Source organism: Ruegeria sp. BG7, from assembly GCF_056535685.1.
The window spans coordinates 2,925,397-2,943,889 of record NZ_JBQFIU010000001.1 but is presented as its reverse complement, the minus strand read 5'-3'; the positions used below and the strand labels follow the sequence as shown (position 1 = coordinate 2,943,889).

Here is an 18,493-nt window from a genome sequence, read left to right as displayed (position 1 = left end):
TTGATCAGGGATATCTGGGTTCGGGGCGACGTTAATTCACCCCTCGTCCGGCGTCCATGGGCCGAGCGACCAAAATTCAAGTTCCAGATGTCGCATTTAGGAAGGGTTCAGAGATCGATTTCAATCACGCCGTCGGGTTCCGCCGCTCGGCTTTGGCACAGGATCATCGCGCCTTCGCGCTGTTTCTTGGACAAAACGAAATCCCGATGCTCGACCGTACCTGAAACGACACCGCATTTGCACACGCCGCAGATGCCGTCAGCACATTTCACATCCACGTGAAACCCAGCTTCATTCAAGACCTGAGCGGCGTCCTTTTCTGCCGGCACGGACAGCGTTTTCCCCGAACGGGTAAGCTTGATTTCAAAAGGGTGGTTTTCGTATTCGGGCGTTTCGGGAACCGAGAAGTACTCTAGATGTCGAGTCTCTTCCGGGAAACCTTGGCGCTCAGCCGCTTGTATCACCCCGTCCATGTAGCGATCCGGTCCGCAGGTGTAGACATGCCATCCGTCCTGATAGCCAGACAGGATCGCATCCAGATCGGCGCGGGTATCTTCATCTGAGAAATGATAATGCACGCGATCTGCCCAGGGCATCGCGGCCAGATCATCCAGATACCCAGCCCCGCCCCGCGTTCTAGCCGAGTAATGCAACTCGAACTCTCGACCCAAGGCGTGCAGGCGATGGGCAAAGGCGATCATCGGAGTGATGCCGATACCACCGCCCATCAGGAAGGTCTTGGTTGCCGTTTCATCCAGTTCGAAATGGTTGATCGGTTTTGAGATGAAAACCTTGCGCCCCTCGTTGAAGATACGATGCAAAAGCGCCGAACCACCGCGCCCTTTGTCTTCGCGCAACACACCGATCTGATAGGTCGACCTTTCTGACGGGTTGCCGGACATGGAATATTGCCGCAAGAATTCCGGCGCGACCAATACGTCCAGATGTGCGCCCGCCGCCCATCCCGGCAGGGGCGCACCGTCCAGCGTTGAGAATTCATACTTCGTTACATCGGCGGTCATCTTATCGACCTTGGTCACGGCAACTCGCATCACCGGTGCGTCACCGGCGATCTGATAGCGGTGGATGACCGACATATCCCCGCTGGCCTTGCGGGACTTGTATTCATCGGCTGTCACCATGGCCTCGTAGGCCGCAATCCCAGCCTCGCGATCCATGGCAAAGGGATAGGGCCACGGGTGTGGGGCCAGATAGGCGGGATAGACGGCCAGCGTCTGATCTTCGTATTTCAGGTTCAGATCCGTTTGCAGATCACGCCGATTCAAAGGGTGCGTTGTGGGGCGATAGGACCCGTCCGGCTGAAGCTCGATATCCCACCACCATTTCTTGATGTCATTCAGACCGCCATTGCCGACCGCATCGTCCAGCTTGGCCAGTGCGGGCGCGGCAGAGGGGATGTTCATCGCGGCCCAGCGGAACGGCCGTTCCTTGAAGATGCCTTCAAGGTTCCAAGGGCAGGTCTTCATGCACCGCCCGCACATCGCCCCTCCTGGTGTTGTCACACGATAGGTGGCGCATTTCTGACTGTCGGATTTCCAGATTTCATAGCCGTTGAACATCAGCTTCGGCCCGGCCGTGATCGCGCCCGACGGACATTCCCGCGCGCACTTGTTGCAAGACTCGCAAAAGCTCTGCAGGCCGAAATCAATCGGTTTGTCGTGTTCCATCGGCATATCGGTGGTCACAGCACCGGACTTCAGTCGCGGGCCGAGATAAGGGTTCAGGATCACTTCTCCGATCCGACTGACCTCACCCAGACCAGATAGCAACAGCAACGGAGGTTGCAGCACCTCGCCATCCATCACCGTATGCGCTTTGGCCTTATAGCCAAGGTTGCGGATTTGCTGTGCAATCACGCCGCCCAGCAGCGAAAAGCGCAGATAGGCACGCATGGACTGGGCAACGCTGATCCAGTCATCACCGCTGGCGCCTTCCATCGTTTCATAGCCCTGATCGATGATCATGCTGATCGCCTGATCATGGGGCGGTTCGATTTTTTCACCCGTCGCATCATGAGAATACCACGCCCATTCCGGGCAGCGGCTAAGGCCCACCGCATCGACCCCGAAGAAATAGGTCGCCGCTTTTATATTCGCCGCATTCCGAGCGGCATCCATTGGTTTTGCAGCCTCAGCGCTTTCACCATCCTGTAACAACACAAAGGCCCCCAACGCGCGGCGTTGCGCGAAGCTGGGCGCGGCCTTGCGAACGTAGTACCCGCCTTTCGCAGCGTCCTGCAGCGACTTGCCCATATCGCCGAACTGAGCACGGGCAAACATGTCGGCACGTTTGGGTACACGGGCGACATTTTCTTCGTCGATATACGTGGTCGGCGTCTCGACCCGTTTGAGTTTCTCGAACGGATGCGCCCCGTCCACATAGCGCCGTTTGGAATACGGATCACGGTTCAGGGCATTTTTGGCAAAGCCAGTTCCCAGCCACCATGCCGGCCCTTGTGTGTGAAACCAGGGCTGTTGCGCCATGGGCTTGAGCGGTCGGTCATGGGCAATGGGCATCTCGGTCGTTACTGCAGCAAGGCCAAATCGTGTCCCCAGCCACGGAGCAATCAATTCCCCGTCTTCGACCGAGGCCAGCCCGGCGGCCACGGCCAACTTGCCCAAATCAACTTCTGACGACATCACGCTGTGCGCCCGCGCGTCAAAACCCAGCAGACGGATATAGTTGGCGATGACCACGGCATTTTCGGTGGCCAGCAGACAGGCGCGATGATCCTGCGCATCTGTGATCCAGTCTGCGCCGGGTTCTGATGGGTCTGGGTCGCGATTGAATTCGTACAGAAACACGATGCTGTTCCGGTGGCTGTCGATCGGCTTGGGCGCAGCCTCCATACTGTCTTTCAGATCCGCCATGATGACGTCGATCCCCGAGGCCAGAGTCTTGGTCTGGCGTGTACGCAACGTATGGGCAAGCCGGTCAATATCCGGGTTGCGGCGCGGCTGCGCCAGCAAAGCAGCCGACGGCAAAGGCCCGCAGCCCATCATTGACGCATCGTTGAAATACCCAAACGCTTTCAGATGGTTGGCACGTTCCTGCGGGTCGGAAGGTATCTCTGACGCAACCGGGTTCACCAGCCCGTCGCGAATGGCGTCCATCATCGCCTGAAATTCGCCCATCGCGTTGACGATGCTGCCTGGATGTTCCGGTCGGTGAAAACTCAGTTCAGCCATCGAAGGAACAAGCGACAGGTCCGGCCCTTCGTCCGTCCGGGCCAAACGCTCCAGCGGGTAACGCCCCATGTGAACGGGCCGGTTTTTATCCGAGAAAAAGCGGATTCCCATTATGCGCCTCCTGTTGCTTACCATCTCCTATCCCGACATGGACAGCAAAACCATTCATGCATAATCATAAACGGTATGAGCAAAATCGATTTCACAGACCTCGACGGCAAAGTCCTGCGCACATTTTTGACCATACTCGAGGAAAGCTCGGTCTCGAAAGCTGCGGACCGACTGGGCGTCACGCAATCCGCGATCAGCCATACTTTGGCCAAGTTGCGGCAGGTGTTGGGTGATCCGCTGTTTGTCCGTTCCGGTCAGGGCCTGATTCCGACCGAGCGCGCCCTGTCCCTGAAAGACCCGGCCCAAAGGGTGTTGGACGGAATGCGCGCACTGACCGAGGGCAGACCGTTCAACCCCTTGTTCGAACAGATCGACATACGCATCGCCACCAACGACATGCCGCGTGAGTTGATCTTTCCGCAACTCCTTCGCGAAACCCGCGCCGAAAAAGTGCGTCTGAAGTTGGAATTCATCCCCTCGGGCGTTCCAGATCCTGACCTGCTGCGCAGTGACCGATGCCAGTTGATGCTGACCCCACTGCCACCCGATGGGCCGGATATCTTTCAGAAACGCCTGATTACCAGCCCGCTGATGATGTTCTACGACGCCGCACAACGCAATCCGCCGGACAGTTGGCAGGCATATTGCGACAGCGATCACGTCGAAGTGCGCTTTGCCGATGGCCGCAACGCCCGCGCTGTCATGCGCGGCGTCGATCAAAGCCAGATCAGACCCGCCGTTGTGACCTTGCCGCATTTCAATGCAATCCCCGCTTTTGTGCGGGGCAGCGATCTGATCTCGACCGATACAGCACTGATGAAACAGGGGCCGCTTGCCGCGCTGGATTGCGCGCCGCTGCCTTTCAAATGCCCGCCTGTGTCCATCTACATGGTCTGGCATCAGCGATCCGCAAATGACCCCGCACACCGTTGGCTGCGCGCCCGGATCGAAGCCATCGCAGCCACCCTTCAGACCTGAGACAACAACCAGTTGCGCATGATCTCAACCATTTGCGGCTGCCGAGGCTTGCGCGGCGCGACAATGTAAAACCCCAGATCTTCGATCAAGACATCCTCAAGTGGCTGGACAAGACGGCCCGTTGCAAGTTCGGACGCGACCAGCGGCGCATTGGCAAGTGCGATCCCTTGCCCGGACAGTGCGGCATCAATCGCAAGACCGGTCTGGCTGAAGCTCATCGTCCGTGGCTTGCCGCTTACGCCCACCCTATCAAGAAACAAAGGCCACAACCCGTGAGTGTCATTGAGCAATACTTGCCCAAGCAAATCAGAGGGATGGGTCACTTGCCCGGCAATGGATGGGCTGCACACCGGGACGAATTCTGTTGAGAACAACGGCACGGCATCCAGGTCGGACCCAAAGGGCGCCCTGCCCTGCCTGACCGCCAGATCCACGCCATCCGATTTGAAATCCGCCAGACGTTCGCGCGCGTCCACCTGAACCGAGATGTCCGGATACGAGTCGATGAAATCCGATAGTCGTGGCACCAGCCATTTTGAGGCAAAGCTAGGCGTGACCGACAATATGACCTGACGGTCCGGCGATAACTCCTCTACAGCCTCTTCAATTAACCTGAAGGCCCTTCGTAAAGGCGCATGAAACTTGCGTCCGGCTTCAGTCAGCCGCAAACCACGCGGCAAGCGGTCGAACAGAACATTACCCAGCCTGGCCTCTAGACCCCTCACTTGTTGTGCAACCGCGCCTTGCGTCACGCCCAGTTCTTCGGCGGCCAGTCGAAAATTCAAATGTCGCGCAGAGGCTTCAAAGGCTCGCAAGGCATTCAGAGGAGGAAGGGCTGCCATGACATAGTCCTGTAGATTTTCTACAGCATAGAGCCAACATAACTGATTAGTCAAACCGGGCCTTGATCGCCATCTTGGGATCAAATGAAAACGGAGATGTCAGATGGAAAAAGTAGCTCTTATCACAGCCGGCGGCAGCGGCATGGGTGCAGATTCCGCACGCAGACTGGCAGCAGATGGGTTCAAGGTTGGTATTTTGTCGGCCTCTGGCAAAGGCGAAGCCTTGGCCCAAGAGCTGGGTGGCGTCGGTGTGACCGGCTCGAACCAGTCCACCGAGGATTTGCAAAAGCTTGTCGATGCCGCGATGGCCCATTGGGGGCGTATTGACGTACTGGTCAATTCCGCTGGTCACGGCCCCCGCGCCCCGATCCTTGAGCTGACGGATGAGGATTGGCACACCGGCATGGATGTCTATTTCCTGAACGCGGTCCGTCCGACCCGACTGGTCACGCCGATCATGCAGGCGCAGGGTGGTGGGTCGATCATCAATATCTCAACCTTTGCCGCATTCGAACCTGACCCGGTATTTCCAACCTCGGGCGTGTTACGGGCTGGTTTGGCCGCATTCACCAAGCTGTTCTCGGACAAATATGCCGCCGAGAACATCCGCATGAACAACGTTCTTCCGGGTTTCATTGACAGTCTGCCCGAGAAAGAGGAGTTCCGCAGTCGCATTCCAATGGGGCGCTATGGGCACAGCTATGACGAGATCGCTTCGGTCGTGGCCCTGTTGGCATCTGAAGGGGGCGGCTACATCACTGGACAGAATATCCGGGTGGATGGCGGCATCACCCGGTCTGTCTGACCTCAGAACCGTGCCTTTACCAGATGTGTCAATGCTGCGCCGGATTCGAAAAAAGCGCGGCGCACGCGTGTCCAGCTTTCGCGATGCTCGGGCACGGCGGGCATCGGTAAACGCGACGGGTCTTCGGCAAGAAGGCTTTCGGCCATCATGCGACCAAACACCGTGCCGGGTCCGATGCCGCGACCGGAATACCCGTGGGCGGCCAAAGCGTTCGGGCCGATCTGCGTGATCTTCGGGATATGGTCCGAAGTCATGGCGATCCGGCCGTGCCATCCCTGCTCAAACGGCTGGTCGGCGAGTTGAGGGTAAAGCTCTGCCAGTTTGCGTCGGACCCAGGCGGTGTGTGCGCTCCGACCTGCATTGCCAAGGTCGCCCATGCCGCCAATAATCATGCGGCCCGCCTGATCCAGGCGGAAAGAGGTCATGATCAAACCAGTGTCCCAGCACCCTTCTTCTTGCGGCAGAATACTAGCGCGCAAGTTATGCGACAGCGGAGCGGTCGCGTATTGGAAATAATAAACCGGCACATAGGCGGGCGCGGTATTTGGCAAACCAAGATGATAGGCGTTGGTCGCCTGAATGAGGGACTTGGCCCGCACCACCCCTTTCGGTGTATTAAGCACCCATTGGCCGTTTTCATGGCGCATGGTCTGCACCGGGCTTTGCCCATGTATCTGCGCCCCGGTCTGCGCCGCCGCTCGCGCCAATCCGACCACATAAGCCAGCGGCTGTATGGTTCCGGCACGAGGGTCGAACAACGCCCCATGGAAGGCATCGCTACCGGTTCTTTCCCGCGCCTGATCCACCGACAGCAGTTCAACCGGTGCACCTGACGCGCTCAGCTGTGCGTGACGCGTTTGCAGGTCTTTCAGTCCGGCGGCGGAATGCGCGCAATGCAAGGTTCCGTTGCGCACAGGTTCACAGGCGATGCCGTGCTTCTCGATCAACGCGAACACGTCTGAGGGCGCTTGGGCCAGCAGATCAATAAGGCGGTCACCCGCCGCATTTCCGATATGAGCACGGATTTCTTCAGGCGGAAGCCAGAGGCCAGCATTGGCCAAACCGACATTGCGACCCGATCCGCCAAAGCCGATCTCTTGTGCCTCAAGCAGACATACCGACGCGCCACTGCGGGCTGCCGTCAATGCCGCTGAGCATCCGGTATATCCGCCCCCAATGACCGCCAGATCAACTTCGGTGTCTGCGTTCAGGGGTAGGGCTGAGACCGTCTCGGAGCAGGTGCTGCGCCAAAGAGCATTTTCGGGATCGTTCACATCTGGCCTCTGAGTCTTTTGCGCGGATCATCTTACCGAAAACAACGCTTTGCAAGCGGACTCGTTCAGGCGCAATCGGAACGAAAAAGACCTCTTGATGCATACGCACCGAAGAGGTCTTTTTTTGAGAAATGACGCAAACGGGCGGGACGCCGCCCGGAAACCTTCAAACGTCGATCGAGCGTGCGATCAACTCTTTCATCACTTCATTGGTGCCGCCGTAGATCATCTGTACCCGCGCATCCGCATATAGACGCGCAATCGGGTATTCCATCATGAAGCCATAGCCGCCGAACAGCTGCAGACATTCATGCATGATCTCGTTCTGCACCTCTGAACCCCAATATTTGGCCATCGAAGCGGTGGCGGCGTCCAGCTCGCCGGCTTCCAGCTTGGCAACACAATCGTTGATGAAGCTGCGCAGAACCTCGGCTTTGGTCTTGCATTCCGCCAGCTTGAACCGGGTGTTTTGGAAGTCCATCACCCGCTGTCCAAAGGCTTTACGCTCCTGCACGTATTTGACCGTTTCAGCGATAGCGAAATCAATCGCGCCCAGCGCCATGATCGCGATGTTCAGCCGTTCCCACGGCAGTTGCTTCATAAGCTGGTAAAAGCCCTGCCCTTCTTCGGCCCCAAGCAGGTTCGTCATTGGCACCTTGACGTCTTCAAAGAACAACTCGGCCGTATCGTTGCCCTTCATGCCCAGTTTTTTAAGGTTCCGCCCCCGGCGAAAACCATCGGCCCCTTCGGTTTCGACCACGATCAAAGACACACCACGCGCGCCTTCGGATTTGTCTGTCTTGGCTGCCACAATGATCAGATCGGCGGACTGCCCATTTGTGATGAAGATTTTCGAGCCGTTCAGCCGATACGAGTTTCCGTCTTTCTCGGCCGTCGTCTGAACCGCCTGTACGTCTGACCCGGTGCTGGGTTCCGTCATCGCCAAAGCACCGACCATTTCGCCCGAAGCAAGTTTCGGCAGCCATTTGTGCTTTTGATCTTCGCTGCCGTAGGCGGTGAGGTAATGCGTCACAATCGACTGAATGCCATAGCCCCACCCGGCATCGCCACGCGCGCCCTGTTCGTAGGCGGTGATTGCATCGAACCCCATGCCGCCGCCGACACCACCATACTCTTCGGGGATTGCACCCGCCATCAGCCCGGTTTCACCCGCCTTGCGCCAAAAGCCGCGATCCACCACGCCGTTTTCGACCCAGGTTTCGATATTGGGCGTCAGTTCATCATCCATGAACCGGCCTGCCATATCCGCAAACATGCGGTGTTCGTCGGTGACCCACGCTGCGGTGGAAGTGAAAAGTGGCATCGAACGCTCTCCAGACAATCTTTCCAGTAAGCCTAGCGTTCCGCCTGATTCACGCCAATGCATGTGACGCCGCGTCCTGCCGTCGAACAACGCAACGTCTCATGCCCAAAACTGAAAGAACCATTTTTTCTTGAGCAGGTTCAGGATAATGCCGCATCCAGCAGATTTGCCGCTGCATCCTTGGCGTCTTGCGCCGGATCGCATTGTTGAAGCAGAACGGCCGAGACAATAGCCCCTTCTTGCAACAGTACGATCTGACAGGCCAGTTTATGCGGGTCTGAAGCACCGGCTTGCTCGGCAACCGAAGTGAAATGGTCCAGCAGGAATTGCTTGTGTTCGGCAGCCTGTACATGGATCGGGTGATCCGGGTCCTGGAATTCAGCGCCTGCCTTGATGAACATGCACCCCCGGAACTCATCTTCTTCGAACCATTCTTTCAGCGCATCGAAACTGGCGAGGATTTGCTCGGCTGGCGTTTCCGCCATCTCGTCAATTCGCTTTAGAAACCAATCACGAAAGCTTTCGTCCCGCAAACGCAGAGCCGCAAGGATCAGCTCTTCCTTGGTGCGGAAGTGCTTGTACATCGACGTTTTGGACACACCCGTTTCCACCACCAGCTTGTCCATGCCGGTCGCGTGGAACCCATCGCGATAAAAGACCTTCAGGGCCTTGCTCACCAGTTCGTCCCGTTTGTTTGGGCGCATGATTCGGCTCCATAGTGTACCGTTCTGTACATATTAACCCGAAACGCGAAGTACAATAACACCAAATCAAGTGATTGATTTTAAATTGCTTTATTTGACCAGACAGTCTCAATCTGAAATTTTTTAAAGTTTGCCCTTGCATAAGTTAACAGATCGGTACACTTTGAAGTCGAAAATTAACCGATCTGTACACCAGAGGATTTGACCGATGAAACGTCGCGCCAGCATTTTCCCACCTCAGTACGTTCCGTTCCTTCTGACCATGGCCCTTCTGGCCGCATCACTCACCTGAAAGTCCTTGCCCCATGTCTCGCCCTCCTCTGCCTCCTTTCACGCTTGAAACCGCGACTCAGAAAGTGCGGATGGCAGAAAACGCCTGGAACAGTCGCGACCCCGACCGGGTGACGCCCGCCTACACCGAGGACAGTCAATGGCGAAACCGGGCCGAGTTTTTGACTGGCCATGCCGACATCCACGCCTTCCTGACGCGCAAATGGCGCAAGGAACTGGACTATCGCCTGATCAAGGAACTCTGGGCCTTTGCCGGACATCGCATTGCCGTACGCTATGCCTATGAATGGCGAGACGACAGCGGCCAGTGGTTCCGCTCTTATGGTAACGAGAACTGGGAATATGCCGAAGACGGGCGCATGTCCCACCGCCACGCCTCGCTGAACGATCTTCCGATCAACGAAGATGACCGTCTGTTTCACTGGCCGCAAGGCGAACGCCCCGAAGATCATCCCGGACTGTCAGACTTGGGTCTTTGAAAGGAATTATCATGCCCCGTGCCTTTTCCGAACGCGCCTTCACCCCTGCCGTCCGCGCCCATCAAGAGCGTATGGGGTCGGCAAAAACCTATGCCAAGTTCATCGAAAGTGGGCCACAGCAGGGCCACTTGATCGGCGAGCCCGAGAAAGAGTTCATTCAGGCACGTGACGGGTTCTACCAATCGACGGTGTCTGAAACCGGCTGGCCCTATGTGCAGTATCGCGGTGGTCCTGTTGGGTTTTTGAAAGTACTGGGGCCGCAGACCATCGGCTATGCGGATTTTTCTGGCAACAAGCAGTATATCTCGCGCGGCAATCTGGATGGGAATGATCGGATCGCGATGATCCTGATGGATTACGCCAACCAGCGCCGCCTGAAGATCCTGGGACGTGTCGAATTTACTGAAGGCGAAGCCGCTGCAGCCAGTTTATATCCCAAAGGGGCCGAGGCCCCGGCGGAACGGGCAGCAATCATCCGTATCGAGGCACTGGACTGGAACTGCCCGCGTCACATCACCCCTCGCTTCACCGAAGCCGAGCTGCGCCCCCATCTGAACACTCTTGGACAACAGCTGGCCCAGCTGCAGGCCGAGAATGAGCGGCTGAAGCAGGAATTGGCAAAGTCCAGCTAACGCGTTGGGCGACCCGGGTTTACGAATTACAGGAAAGGATTTTGCGCAATGGTTCGTTCAGTCGTTCAACTCTCGGTCGTGTGTCTTGCAGCGGCGGCCTTGATATTGCTGATCCTGATGTTTGGGTTTTTCGCGTCACCCAGCGCCGTGCGCACATCGCCTTCCGTATTCAGCACAATGCTATTTGATCACCTGCAGCAGGATTGAAAGGCGATCAGTCTCGACCGGCTTGGACCATTGCTGCAATGCCTGCGGCGCAAAACTCGACCAGCGGCTCTATGTCAGGCTGTTCACCGCCCTGCGACAGCGCCCTGACGCGCCAACCGCTGTTGAGATGCGCCAACATGGCCGAAACCGAATACACCTGACCACTGGCCAGCACCGCCGGATCAACATCAGGATAAAGCGCAGCAATCTCTGCTATAAATTGCTGGGCCGTCGGATCGAAACACTCGGCGGCAATGTCGCTCCACCGTGGATCGACGGACACATGCGCAACCAGTCGGCCATAGGCCATCCAGCCCGGACCACCCGTTTCAGCCAGCTCTACATAGGGACGGATAAAACTGTCCAGAATGCTGCGCAATGTCAGCGGCCCCTCGGCCCTGGCTTTGTTCAGTTTGTCGACTCGTAACTGCGCCAGTTTATCCGCGCGGCGGGCGACGGTACGATAGAAAAGCTCCTCTTTCCCGCCGCCGTGATGGTGTACAAGGCCAATCTGCACACCCGCCAAAGCGGCAATATCGCGGATCGAGGCACCTTCGAATCCCCGTTCGGCAAAGATCAATTCCGCAGCATCCATGATCCGCGCGCGCGTCTCCAAGGACCGCTTGGATGGCGCTCTTTGCCTTGGTTTTTCTATGTTTTTTAGACTCATGATTTTCACCTTGCCTTATTTTGGTCGTTCGTTCAAGTTAAGCCTCACGAACTTCGGGAGGGTTCATGACAGAAACGCGCGACGCATTCGCCCTGATCGGGGCGGGACCGATGGGATTGGCCGCGGCCAAGGTGCTGAAAGAACAGGGCATCGCATTTCAAGGGTTCGAGCTGCATTCGGATGTGGGCGGTCTTTGGGACATCGATGCCCCCAGATCAACCATGTATGAGACAGCGCATCTGATCTCGTCCAAGCGCATGACCGAGTTCGAAGACTTCCCGATGGATGAGGCCGTGGCCGAGTACCCTTCTCACCGGGCGATGCGCGACTATTTCCGTGCTTTTGCAGATCATTTCGGGTTGCGTAAGGACTATAGGTTTAACACAGAAGTCACCCAGATCACGCCGCTGGGCAACTCGGGGGATGGTTGGCGTGTCAGTTGGAGGGATGCCGAAGGTGACCATCAGGCCGACTTCGAAGGTGTTATGATAGCAAACGGCACCTTGTCGGAACCGAACATGCCTGAATTTCCCGGAACCTTCGACGGCGAATTGATCCATGCCTCGCACTACAGGTATCCCAGCCAGTTCGAAGGCAAGCGAGTATTGGTTGTGGGTGCAGGCAACTCCGGTTGCGACATTGCGGTGGATGCGATCCACCATGCAAAACGCTGCGACCTGTCGATGCGGCGCGGATACTATTTCGTCCCGAAATATGTCTTTGGCAAACCTGCTGACACGATGGGTGGCAAGATCCGCCTGCCCATGTGGCTAAAGCGAAAGGTCGACAGCCTGATCCTCAGCTGGTTCGTCGGAAATCCCCAAAAATACGGCTTTCCCAAACCCGATTATCAGCTTTACGAAAGCCATCCTGTGGTGAATTCACTGGTCCTGTATCACGCGGGTCATGGCGATTTGCGCATTCGCCCCGATATCGACCGGCTGGAGGGTCACACCGTTCACTTCAAAGACGGTTCCAGCGAAGACTATGACATGATCCTCGCTGCCACCGGATACAAGCTGCACTATCCGTTTGTCAACAAGGACCTGCTGAACTGGCAGGGCGATGCACCGCATCTGTACCTGAACACCATACACCCCGAACGCGACGATCTGTTTGTGCTGGGCATGGTCGAGGCCACGGGTCTTGGCTGGCAGGGGAGACACGAACAGGCCGAGATGGTGGCGCGCTATATCAAGGGTCTTCAAAGCGGTTGCCCGGCGGCGGCCGATCTGAAAACCGAAAAACAAAAAGACTACAGGCGCGCCACCGGAGGCATGAACTATATCGACCTGCCCCGCATGGCTTACTACGTTGACAAGGCCACCTATAGAAAAGCCGTCACTGGCTGGATCGACCGGCTGCGGAAAGCCGCCGCATGAGTGGTATCGACGAAGTCACGCTGAATTTCAGCCCGGCGTCGCTGACGTTGCTGAACTCTATTCTGGCCATTGTGATGTTCTCGATCGCGATCGACCTGACGCCTCGGGATTTTGATCGCCTGAGACGCGCGCCAAAACCTGTGACTGTCGGGCTGGTATCTCAGTTTGTGGTCCTGCCCGCACTGACCTTTGCGCTGGTCTGGGTCACAGAGCCGCGTGCGTCCATAGCGTTAGGGCTGATCCTTGTGGCAGCTTGTCCGGGCGGCAACATCTCGAACTTCATAACACATCGCGCGGGCGGCAATGCAGCGCTGTCTGTGTCGATGACAGCGTTTGCCACTATTGGCGCAATCTTCATGACGCCTTTCAACATCGCGCTTTGGGGCGGGCTGTATCCACCGACCCGTGCGATCCTGCAGCAAACCCAGATCGATCCGGTGCAAATCGCCATTCTCGTCGGCTTTATGCTGATCCTGCCCCTTGTTCTGGGCATCACACTGAATCAGCGTCGTCCCGCCCTGACCGCACGTTTACGCGCACCGCTGCAATACTTGTCGATGGGTATCTTCGCGGCTTTCATCTTGCTTGCCTTGGCCGCCAACTGGGGATTCTTCCTCAGCTTTGCCGGGGCTGTCGCCGGGCTTGTGATCCTTCACAACGCCCTGGCACTGGGGGGCGGTTGGGTCGTGGCCACTCTGACCCGGCTGTCCCCCTTTGATCGTCGCGCAATCACCATAGAGACCGGCATTCAGAATTCAGGGCTTGGACTGGTCTTGATCTTCGCCTTTTTCCACGGGCTGGGCGGCATGGCCGTTGTGGCCGCGTTCTGGGGCATCTGGCACGCGATATCGGGCATTGCGCTTGCGTCGATCATGGCCCGAACCGAGGCCGCGCGATGACCCGTATTCTGATCACAGGCGCCGCCGGCATGGTCGGGCAAGCACTATTGCCGGAACTTGAAGGGCATGAGGTCTTTGCCACCGACCTCAAGCGCCCGGAGTCTTTGCCTGAATGTATCGCCTTCCTGCCCATGGACGTGACAAGCGATGCCCCTGCCCGCGTGATCACCAAGGTGAAGCCGGATGTCATCGTGCATATGGCCTCAATCGTGACGCCCCCGCCCAAGACTGGACGCCGCGCAGCATACGCTGTTGACGTCGAAGGAACGCGCAAGGTGGTGAATGCAGCGATTGCCAACGGCGTACGCAGACTGGTGGTCACATCATCCGGGGCTGCGTATGGGTATCATGCGGACAACCGCATTCCGCTGCGCGAGCGTGACCCGCTGCGGGGCAATCCGGAATTCCCTTATTCCGACCACAAGAGACAGGTCGAGGAATTGTTGGCGGAAGCCCGCAATACTGCCCCTGATCTTGAACAAGTGGTCCTGCGCGTGGGGACGGTGTTGGGGGCTGGCACTGAAAACCAGATCACCGCCCTGTTTCACAAGCCCCGCCTGCTGGCCGTAACCGGCAGTGAAAGTCCTTTTGTCTTTATCTGGACACACGATCTGGCCCGCATCCTGCGGCGCGCAGCGACAGACGGGCCACCCGGTATCTTCAATGTCGCCGGGGACGGAGCGATGGGTGTCACCGATCTGGCCGATGCCATGGGGAAATCGGTTCTGCGTCTTCCCGCTTGGGCGCTGAGGGCGGCTTTAGCCGTGGCACGCCCGCTTGGCTTGTCTCGCTATGGGCCGGAACAGGTGCGGTTTCTGCAATATCGACCGGTTTTGGACAATTCCGCGCTAAAATCAGAATTCGGCTATACGCCCGAAAAAACCAGCGCCGAGGTGTTCGCGTTCTGGCGAAAGCAGGCCGGGCTATGAAGACAGCTGTCATATCAGGTGGGGCGGGCGGTTTGGGGCGGGCCTTGAGCCAAGCCCTCCAAGCCCGCTGTTGGCGGGTCGTGTTGCTGGACCTTGACGTCTCAGGCTTGGACACCCGGCCAAACCAGTTGCCAATTGGTTGCGATCTGACAGACCCCGAACAGCTTGCTGACGCAACCCAAAGGGTGATCGAATCCAGCGAGAGTATCGATCTGGTCATCTACAACGCCGGGGTCACGCAAATTCGGGGGTTTGATCAGTCCGACGCCGCCAGCCACCGAATGGTGTTCGAAATTAACTACTTTGCGGCCGTTGAAATGGCCCGCGCGTTTCTGCAAGCGGTTCGGGTATCACAGGGAACGCATCTTGCGATTTCGTCCGTGGCAGGGTTTGCGCCGCTCTATCACCGAACGGCCTATGCGGCCTCGAAACACGCGCTTGAGGGTTTTTTCAAATCGCTCCGTTCCGAAGAAGCACCTCATGGCGTTCAGGTTCAGATCGCCGCGCCGTCCTTCGTGGCCACCAACCCGGGCAACGCACAAGAGCAGGCCGATGGAACGGCAAGACCCGGATCGGCAAAGGACGGTATGGACGAGATGAGCCCTGAGGCCGCCGCCAAAGCAATCCTGCGAGGATTGGACAAATCGCAGCCGATGATTCCGGTTGGACGTGTGGCGCGTTTGTCTTGGTGGCTGAACAGCCTCTCACCGCGCCTGTATCAACGCATGATGGAGCTCAACATACGCGGGCCAGCAGAATAGATTTTTGCCATGACCCCTTGACCTTCCCGTGACTGGAACCCTCATTTGGAGGGCAAGGCAAGCTGCGGAACGAGTCGCATGGCACATAAAACACTCACAGAGCTAAAAATCACCGGCATGGGCTGCGCGTCCTGTGTGGGCCGTGTCGAAGCCGCCCTGCGCGATGTGCCAGGTGTCGATGCGGCCTCAGTCAACTTTGCAACCAAATCAGCGCAAGTGGCGTTTGACGGGCCGGTTACGGCTCTGACTGCGGCGCTGGACGCAGCAGGGTATCCTGCTGAAACCAAATGCGTTGATCTGAATGTCGACGGGATGAATTGCGCCTCGTGCGTGGCCAAGATCGAACGCGCGCTGGCAGCCAACCCGGGTGTGATCGACGCGCAGGTCAATCTCGCAACTCAAACCGCCACAGTGACATACGCGGCGGGGACAACCACGCCAGAGCAGTTGGCACAGGTCATCACCGGAATCGGATACCCCGCGCGCCTTCAAAACGCCCATGAACCTGAAAGCCGCGAAGATGACGAAATTCGCAGTTTGGTCCGCACCACGATGCTTGCCGCCGTCCTCGCGCTGCCCGTGTTTATTCTTGAGATGGGTGGGCACATGATCCCCGCATTCCATCACTGGGTACACGCCACCATCGGTGCGCAGACCAGTCAGCTTATCCAGTTTGCTCTGACCTCGGCCCTGTTGATCGGTCCGGGACGGGTGTTTTACCGCAAGGGCATCCCATCCCTGTTACGCGGCACGCCAGACATGAATGCGCTGGTCGCGCTTGGGACCGGGGCGGCCTATCTCTATTCCGTGGTGGCCACATTCGCCCCGGGTGTGCTGCCGCAAGGCACCGCGAATGTCTATTTCGAAGCCGCAGCAGTCATCGTTGTATTGATCCTTCTGGGCCGACTCATGGAGGCGCGCGCCAAAGGCAGAACCGGCGCCGCAATCCGGAAGCTGGTAGGCTTGCAGCCCAAGACCGCAAGGGTCGAAGTGGATGGCCGAACAGAGGACCGTCCTATTGCTGAAATAGTTGTGGGAGACATTTTGCGCGTTCGTCCAGGCGAACGGATGCCAGTGGACGCCGAAGTGCTTGAGGGCACATCTTACGTCGACGAAAGCATGATCACTGGCGAGCCTGTGCCGGTCGGAAAATCGCAAGGGGCCTCTGTTGTTGGCGGCACGGTGAACGGGACCGGCGCCTTGCGGGTACGCGCCGCGCGCGTTGGGGACGACACGGTCCTGGCTCAGGTTATCCGCATGGTGCAGCAAGCACAGGGGGCCAAATTGCCCATTCAAGGGCTGGTCGACCAGATCACCTATCGTTTTGTCCCTGCTGTCATTCTCGTCGCTGTGGTCACCGTCATACTCTGGTTGGTTTTCGGTCCCAGCCCCGCTCTACCGCTGGCGCTTGTGGCAGGTGTTTCGGTCCTGATCATTGCTTGCCCTTGTGCGATGGGACTGGCGACGCCCACTTCTATCATGGTGGGCACGGGGCGTGCAGCAGAACTGGGGGTATTGTTCCGCAAAGGCGATGCATTGCAGCAGCTTCAACAAGCACGCATTGTCGCGCTGGATAAAACCGGAACTCTGACACTCGGACGTCCCGAGTTGGAAAGCGTGATGACGACGAACGGGTTTGACCGGGATGAGGTTGTGCGGCTCGCTGCGTCCCTAGAAGCACAGTCGGAGCATCCAATTGCATCAGCTATCACTCGGGCCGGCCCTTCTGCTCTGCCCGAGGCGTCGAATGTCCAATCAATCACCGGACTGGGTGTACAGGGCCTCGTTGAAGGTCGAGAAGTGTTGGTCGGGTCTTACAGCCTGATGGAAAACCGGGGGATTGATCTTGGCCGTTTGGCGGACGAGGCCGAAGAGCGCGCCTCTGAAGGGGCAACGCCGCTATTCGTTGCTCTTGATGGGCAGGCCGCTGCGACGATTTCTGTGTCCGACCCGATCAAGACCGGCACCGAAGAAGCGCTGCAGAGGTTGCACCAGATGGGGCTAACTGTGGCCATGATCACCGGAGACAACGCGCGGACGGCACAGGCGCTGGCTGATCGGTTGGGGATCGATCACGTCACTGCCGAGGTGTTGCCGGACGGCAAGGTAGATGCGATCACGGCTTTGCGGGATAATTTCGGAACGCTGGCTTTTGTTGGCGACGGGATCAACGATGCCCCGGCGCTTGCATCTGCGGATATCGGCATCGCCATTGGGACAGGTACGGATGTGGCCATTGAAACGGCCGACGTGGTTCTGATGTCGGGCGATCTGCGCGGCGTTGCAAACGCGACCGAGATCAGCCGTCGCACAATGCGAAACATTCGCCAGAACCTCGGATGGGCGTTTGGTTACAATGTCCTGCTGATCCCGGTGGCGGCTGGCGCGCTGTATCCGTTTGGCGGTCATCTGTTGTCGCCTGCTTTGGCAGCTGGCGCGATGGCGCTGTCCAGCGTTTTTGTGGTCTCGAATGCTCTGCGTCTGCGTCGCGTCCGCGCCAGCGTGCCGGAAACCTCGACCTTGGAAACCAACGAGGTGCACGCATGAATATTGGAGATGTCTCTGCCCGCACTGGCCTGCCCGCCAAGACGATCCGGTATTATGAGGACATCGACCTGATAAAGCCTCTGCGCGACGACAACGGGTATCGCCGGTTTCGCGATCAGGACGTGCATAAACTGAACTTTCTGGGCCGCGCCCGCGCGCTTGGGTTTACCATCGAGGATTGCAGGACTCTGTTGGCGCTGTACGAGGATGAAACCCGCGCCAGCGCTGATGTAAAACAGGTTGCGCGGGATCATCTGGCGCAGATCGAGGCCAAGATCGCGGACCTGAACGCCATGCGCGACACGCTGAGTCATTTGGTTGACGCCTGCGCCGGGGATGACCGGCCTGATTGTCCCATATTACAGGATCTGGGTGGGAAAGGCTGACTTGGGGTTGCCCTTTGGGCGCAGCTTTGCTTTGTCTTCGTCGAAGATTTCGGCCCCAGACAA

The 18,493-nt window shown here is 58.0% G+C and carries 16 protein-coding genes; 10 read left to right on the top strand and 6 right to left on the bottom strand.

The features are described 5' to 3' along the window. Positions 1-107: 107 nt before the first annotated feature. A complete protein-coding gene (locus ACR3EH_RS14615; protein WP_171675671.1) occupies positions 108-3,320 on the bottom strand; it encodes a reductive dehalogenase in 3,213 nt (1,070 codons plus the stop codon). 75 nt (positions 3,321-3,395) lie between these two features. On the opposite strand from ACR3EH_RS14615, the gene ACR3EH_RS14610 reads away from it, so the two are divergent. Then, positions 3,396-4,298 (top strand): LysR family transcriptional regulator, encoded by a 903-nt coding sequence (locus ACR3EH_RS14610; RefSeq protein WP_171186280.1) that lies wholly within the window; start codon positions 3,396-3,398, stop codon positions 4,296-4,298. On the opposite strand, the gene ACR3EH_RS14605 is transcribed toward ACR3EH_RS14610, so the two are convergent. Next, positions 4,289-5,140: a LysR substrate-binding domain-containing protein gene (locus tag ACR3EH_RS14605; protein ID WP_171675669.1), complete on the bottom strand. Its 852-nt coding sequence runs from the start codon at positions 5,138-5,140 to the stop codon at positions 4,289-4,291. The two genes, ACR3EH_RS14610 and ACR3EH_RS14605, sit on opposite strands and share 10 nt — an antisense overlap. Before the next feature lie 103 nt (positions 5,141-5,243). Between ACR3EH_RS14605 and ACR3EH_RS14600 the strand changes: the two genes are divergently transcribed. Then, a complete protein-coding gene (locus ACR3EH_RS14600; RefSeq protein WP_171186283.1) occupies positions 5,244-5,945 on the top strand; it encodes an SDR family oxidoreductase in 702 nt (233 codons plus the stop codon). Positions 5,946-5,947: 2 nt separating this feature from the next. Here ACR3EH_RS14600 and ACR3EH_RS14595 read toward each other — a convergent pair whose 3' ends face one another. From ACR3EH_RS14595 to ACR3EH_RS14585, 3 genes are all read right to left on the bottom strand, one after another. After that, a complete protein-coding gene (locus ACR3EH_RS14595; RefSeq protein ID WP_171186286.1) occupies positions 5,948-7,219 on the bottom strand; it encodes an NAD(P)/FAD-dependent oxidoreductase in 1,272 nt (423 codons plus the stop codon). A gap of 166 nt (positions 7,220-7,385) precedes the next feature. Then, entirely contained in the window at positions 7,386-8,543 is a 1,158-nt protein-coding gene (locus tag ACR3EH_RS14590; protein WP_171186288.1) for an acyl-CoA dehydrogenase family protein, read from the bottom strand. A 140-nt stretch (positions 8,544-8,683) separates the two neighbouring features. Further along, positions 8,684-9,247 carry a TetR/AcrR family transcriptional regulator gene (locus ACR3EH_RS14585; RefSeq protein WP_171186290.1) on the bottom strand — a complete coding sequence of 188 codons (564 nt, stop codon included), beginning with the start codon at positions 9,245-9,247 and terminating at the stop codon, positions 8,684-8,686. A gap of 305 nt (positions 9,248-9,552) precedes the next feature. Here ACR3EH_RS14585 and ACR3EH_RS14580 point away from each other — a divergent pair, with 305 nt between their 5' ends. Further along, complete coding sequence (locus tag ACR3EH_RS14580) at positions 9,553-10,017, top strand: nuclear transport factor 2 family protein (protein ID WP_171186292.1); 465 nt, start codon at positions 9,553-9,555, stop codon at positions 10,015-10,017. 11 nt (positions 10,018-10,028) lie between these two features. After that, complete coding sequence (locus ACR3EH_RS14575) at positions 10,029-10,649, top strand: pyridoxamine 5'-phosphate oxidase family protein (RefSeq protein WP_171647822.1); 621 nt, start codon at positions 10,029-10,031, stop codon at positions 10,647-10,649. 214 nt (positions 10,650-10,863) lie between these two features. On the opposite strand, the gene ACR3EH_RS14570 is transcribed toward ACR3EH_RS14575, so the two are convergent. Further along, positions 10,864-11,526: a TetR/AcrR family transcriptional regulator gene (locus ACR3EH_RS14570; RefSeq protein WP_171675667.1), complete on the bottom strand. Its 663-nt coding sequence runs from the start codon at positions 11,524-11,526 to the stop codon at positions 10,864-10,866. 65 nt (positions 11,527-11,591) lie between these two features. Here ACR3EH_RS14570 and ACR3EH_RS14565 point away from each other — a divergent pair, with 65 nt between their 5' ends. The 6 genes from ACR3EH_RS14565 to cueR all read left to right on the top strand — a co-directional run bounded on the left by ACR3EH_RS14565 (position 11,592) and on the right by cueR (position 18,430). Continuing rightward, a complete protein-coding gene (locus tag ACR3EH_RS14565; RefSeq protein WP_171675665.1) occupies positions 11,592-12,908 on the top strand; it encodes a flavin-containing monooxygenase in 1,317 nt (438 codons plus the stop codon). Further along, on the top strand, positions 12,905-13,807 hold the full coding sequence (locus tag ACR3EH_RS14560; RefSeq protein WP_171675663.1) for a bile acid:sodium symporter family protein: 903 nt from the start codon (positions 12,905-12,907) through the stop codon (positions 13,805-13,807). The genes ACR3EH_RS14565 and ACR3EH_RS14560 overlap by 4 nt, the downstream gene beginning before the upstream one ends. Continuing rightward, the gene (locus ACR3EH_RS14555) at positions 13,804-14,736 is read left to right on the top strand and encodes an SDR family oxidoreductase (protein ID WP_171186300.1); all 933 of its coding nucleotides are present in this window, start codon (positions 13,804-13,806) and stop codon (positions 14,734-14,736) included. Before ACR3EH_RS14560 ends, ACR3EH_RS14555 begins: the two co-directional genes overlap by 4 nt. Continuing rightward, on the top strand, positions 14,733-15,497 hold the full coding sequence (locus ACR3EH_RS14550) for an SDR family NAD(P)-dependent oxidoreductase (RefSeq protein WP_171675661.1): 765 nt from the start codon (positions 14,733-14,735) through the stop codon (positions 15,495-15,497). The genes ACR3EH_RS14555 and ACR3EH_RS14550 overlap by 4 nt, the downstream gene beginning before the upstream one ends. 78 nt (positions 15,498-15,575) lie before the next feature. Next, positions 15,576-18,044 carry a heavy metal translocating P-type ATPase gene (locus ACR3EH_RS14545; RefSeq protein ID WP_171186304.1) on the top strand — a complete coding sequence of 823 codons (2,469 nt, stop codon included), beginning with the start codon at positions 15,576-15,578 and terminating at the stop codon, positions 18,042-18,044. Then, the gene (cueR, locus tag ACR3EH_RS14540; protein ID WP_171091548.1) at positions 18,041-18,430 is read left to right on the top strand and encodes a Cu(I)-responsive transcriptional regulator; all 390 of its coding nucleotides are present in this window, start codon (positions 18,041-18,043) and stop codon (positions 18,428-18,430) included. Before ACR3EH_RS14545 ends, cueR begins: the two co-directional genes overlap by 4 nt. The last annotated feature ends 63 nt before the right edge of the window (positions 18,431-18,493 follow it).

What these genes read in the sequence shown, in the direction of transcription:
- ACR3EH_RS14615 (WP_171675671.1), bottom strand. Translation starts at nt 3,320, where the DNA reads ATGGGAATCCGCTTTTTCTCGGATAAAAACCGGCCCGTTCACATGGGG.
- ACR3EH_RS14610 (WP_171186280.1), top strand. Translation starts at nt 3,396, where the DNA reads ATGAGCAAAATCGATTTCACAGACCTCGACGGCAAAGTCCTGCGCACA.
- ACR3EH_RS14605 (WP_171675669.1), bottom strand. Translation starts at nt 5,140, where the DNA reads ATGGCAGCCCTTCCTCCTCTGAATGCCTTGCGAGCCTTTGAAGCCTCT.
- ACR3EH_RS14600 (WP_171186283.1), top strand. Translation starts at nt 5,244, where the DNA reads ATGGAAAAAGTAGCTCTTATCACAGCCGGCGGCAGCGGCATGGGTGCA.
- ACR3EH_RS14590 (WP_171186288.1), bottom strand. Translation starts at nt 8,543, where the DNA reads ATGCCACTTTTCACTTCCACCGCAGCGTGGGTCACCGACGAACACCGC.
- ACR3EH_RS14585 (WP_171186290.1), bottom strand. Translation starts at nt 9,247, where the DNA reads ATGCGCCCAAACAAACGGGACGAACTGGTGAGCAAGGCCCTGAAGGTC.
- ACR3EH_RS14580 (WP_171186292.1), top strand. Translation starts at nt 9,553, where the DNA reads ATGTCTCGCCCTCCTCTGCCTCCTTTCACGCTTGAAACCGCGACTCAG.
- ACR3EH_RS14575 (WP_171647822.1), top strand. Translation starts at nt 10,029, where the DNA reads ATGCCCCGTGCCTTTTCCGAACGCGCCTTCACCCCTGCCGTCCGCGCC.
- ACR3EH_RS14570 (WP_171675667.1), bottom strand. Translation starts at nt 11,526, where the DNA reads ATGAGTCTAAAAAACATAGAAAAACCAAGGCAAAGAGCGCCATCCAAG.
- ACR3EH_RS14565 (WP_171675665.1), top strand. Translation starts at nt 11,592, where the DNA reads ATGACAGAAACGCGCGACGCATTCGCCCTGATCGGGGCGGGACCGATG.
- ACR3EH_RS14560 (WP_171675663.1), top strand. Translation starts at nt 12,905, where the DNA reads ATGAGTGGTATCGACGAAGTCACGCTGAATTTCAGCCCGGCGTCGCTG.
- ACR3EH_RS14555 (WP_171186300.1), top strand. Translation starts at nt 13,804, where the DNA reads ATGACCCGTATTCTGATCACAGGCGCCGCCGGCATGGTCGGGCAAGCA.
- ACR3EH_RS14550 (WP_171675661.1), top strand. Translation starts at nt 14,733, where the DNA reads ATGAAGACAGCTGTCATATCAGGTGGGGCGGGCGGTTTGGGGCGGGCC.
- ACR3EH_RS14545 (WP_171186304.1), top strand. Translation starts at nt 15,576, where the DNA reads ATGGCACATAAAACACTCACAGAGCTAAAAATCACCGGCATGGGCTGC.
- cueR (WP_171091548.1), top strand. Translation starts at nt 18,041, where the DNA reads ATGAATATTGGAGATGTCTCTGCCCGCACTGGCCTGCCCGCCAAGACG.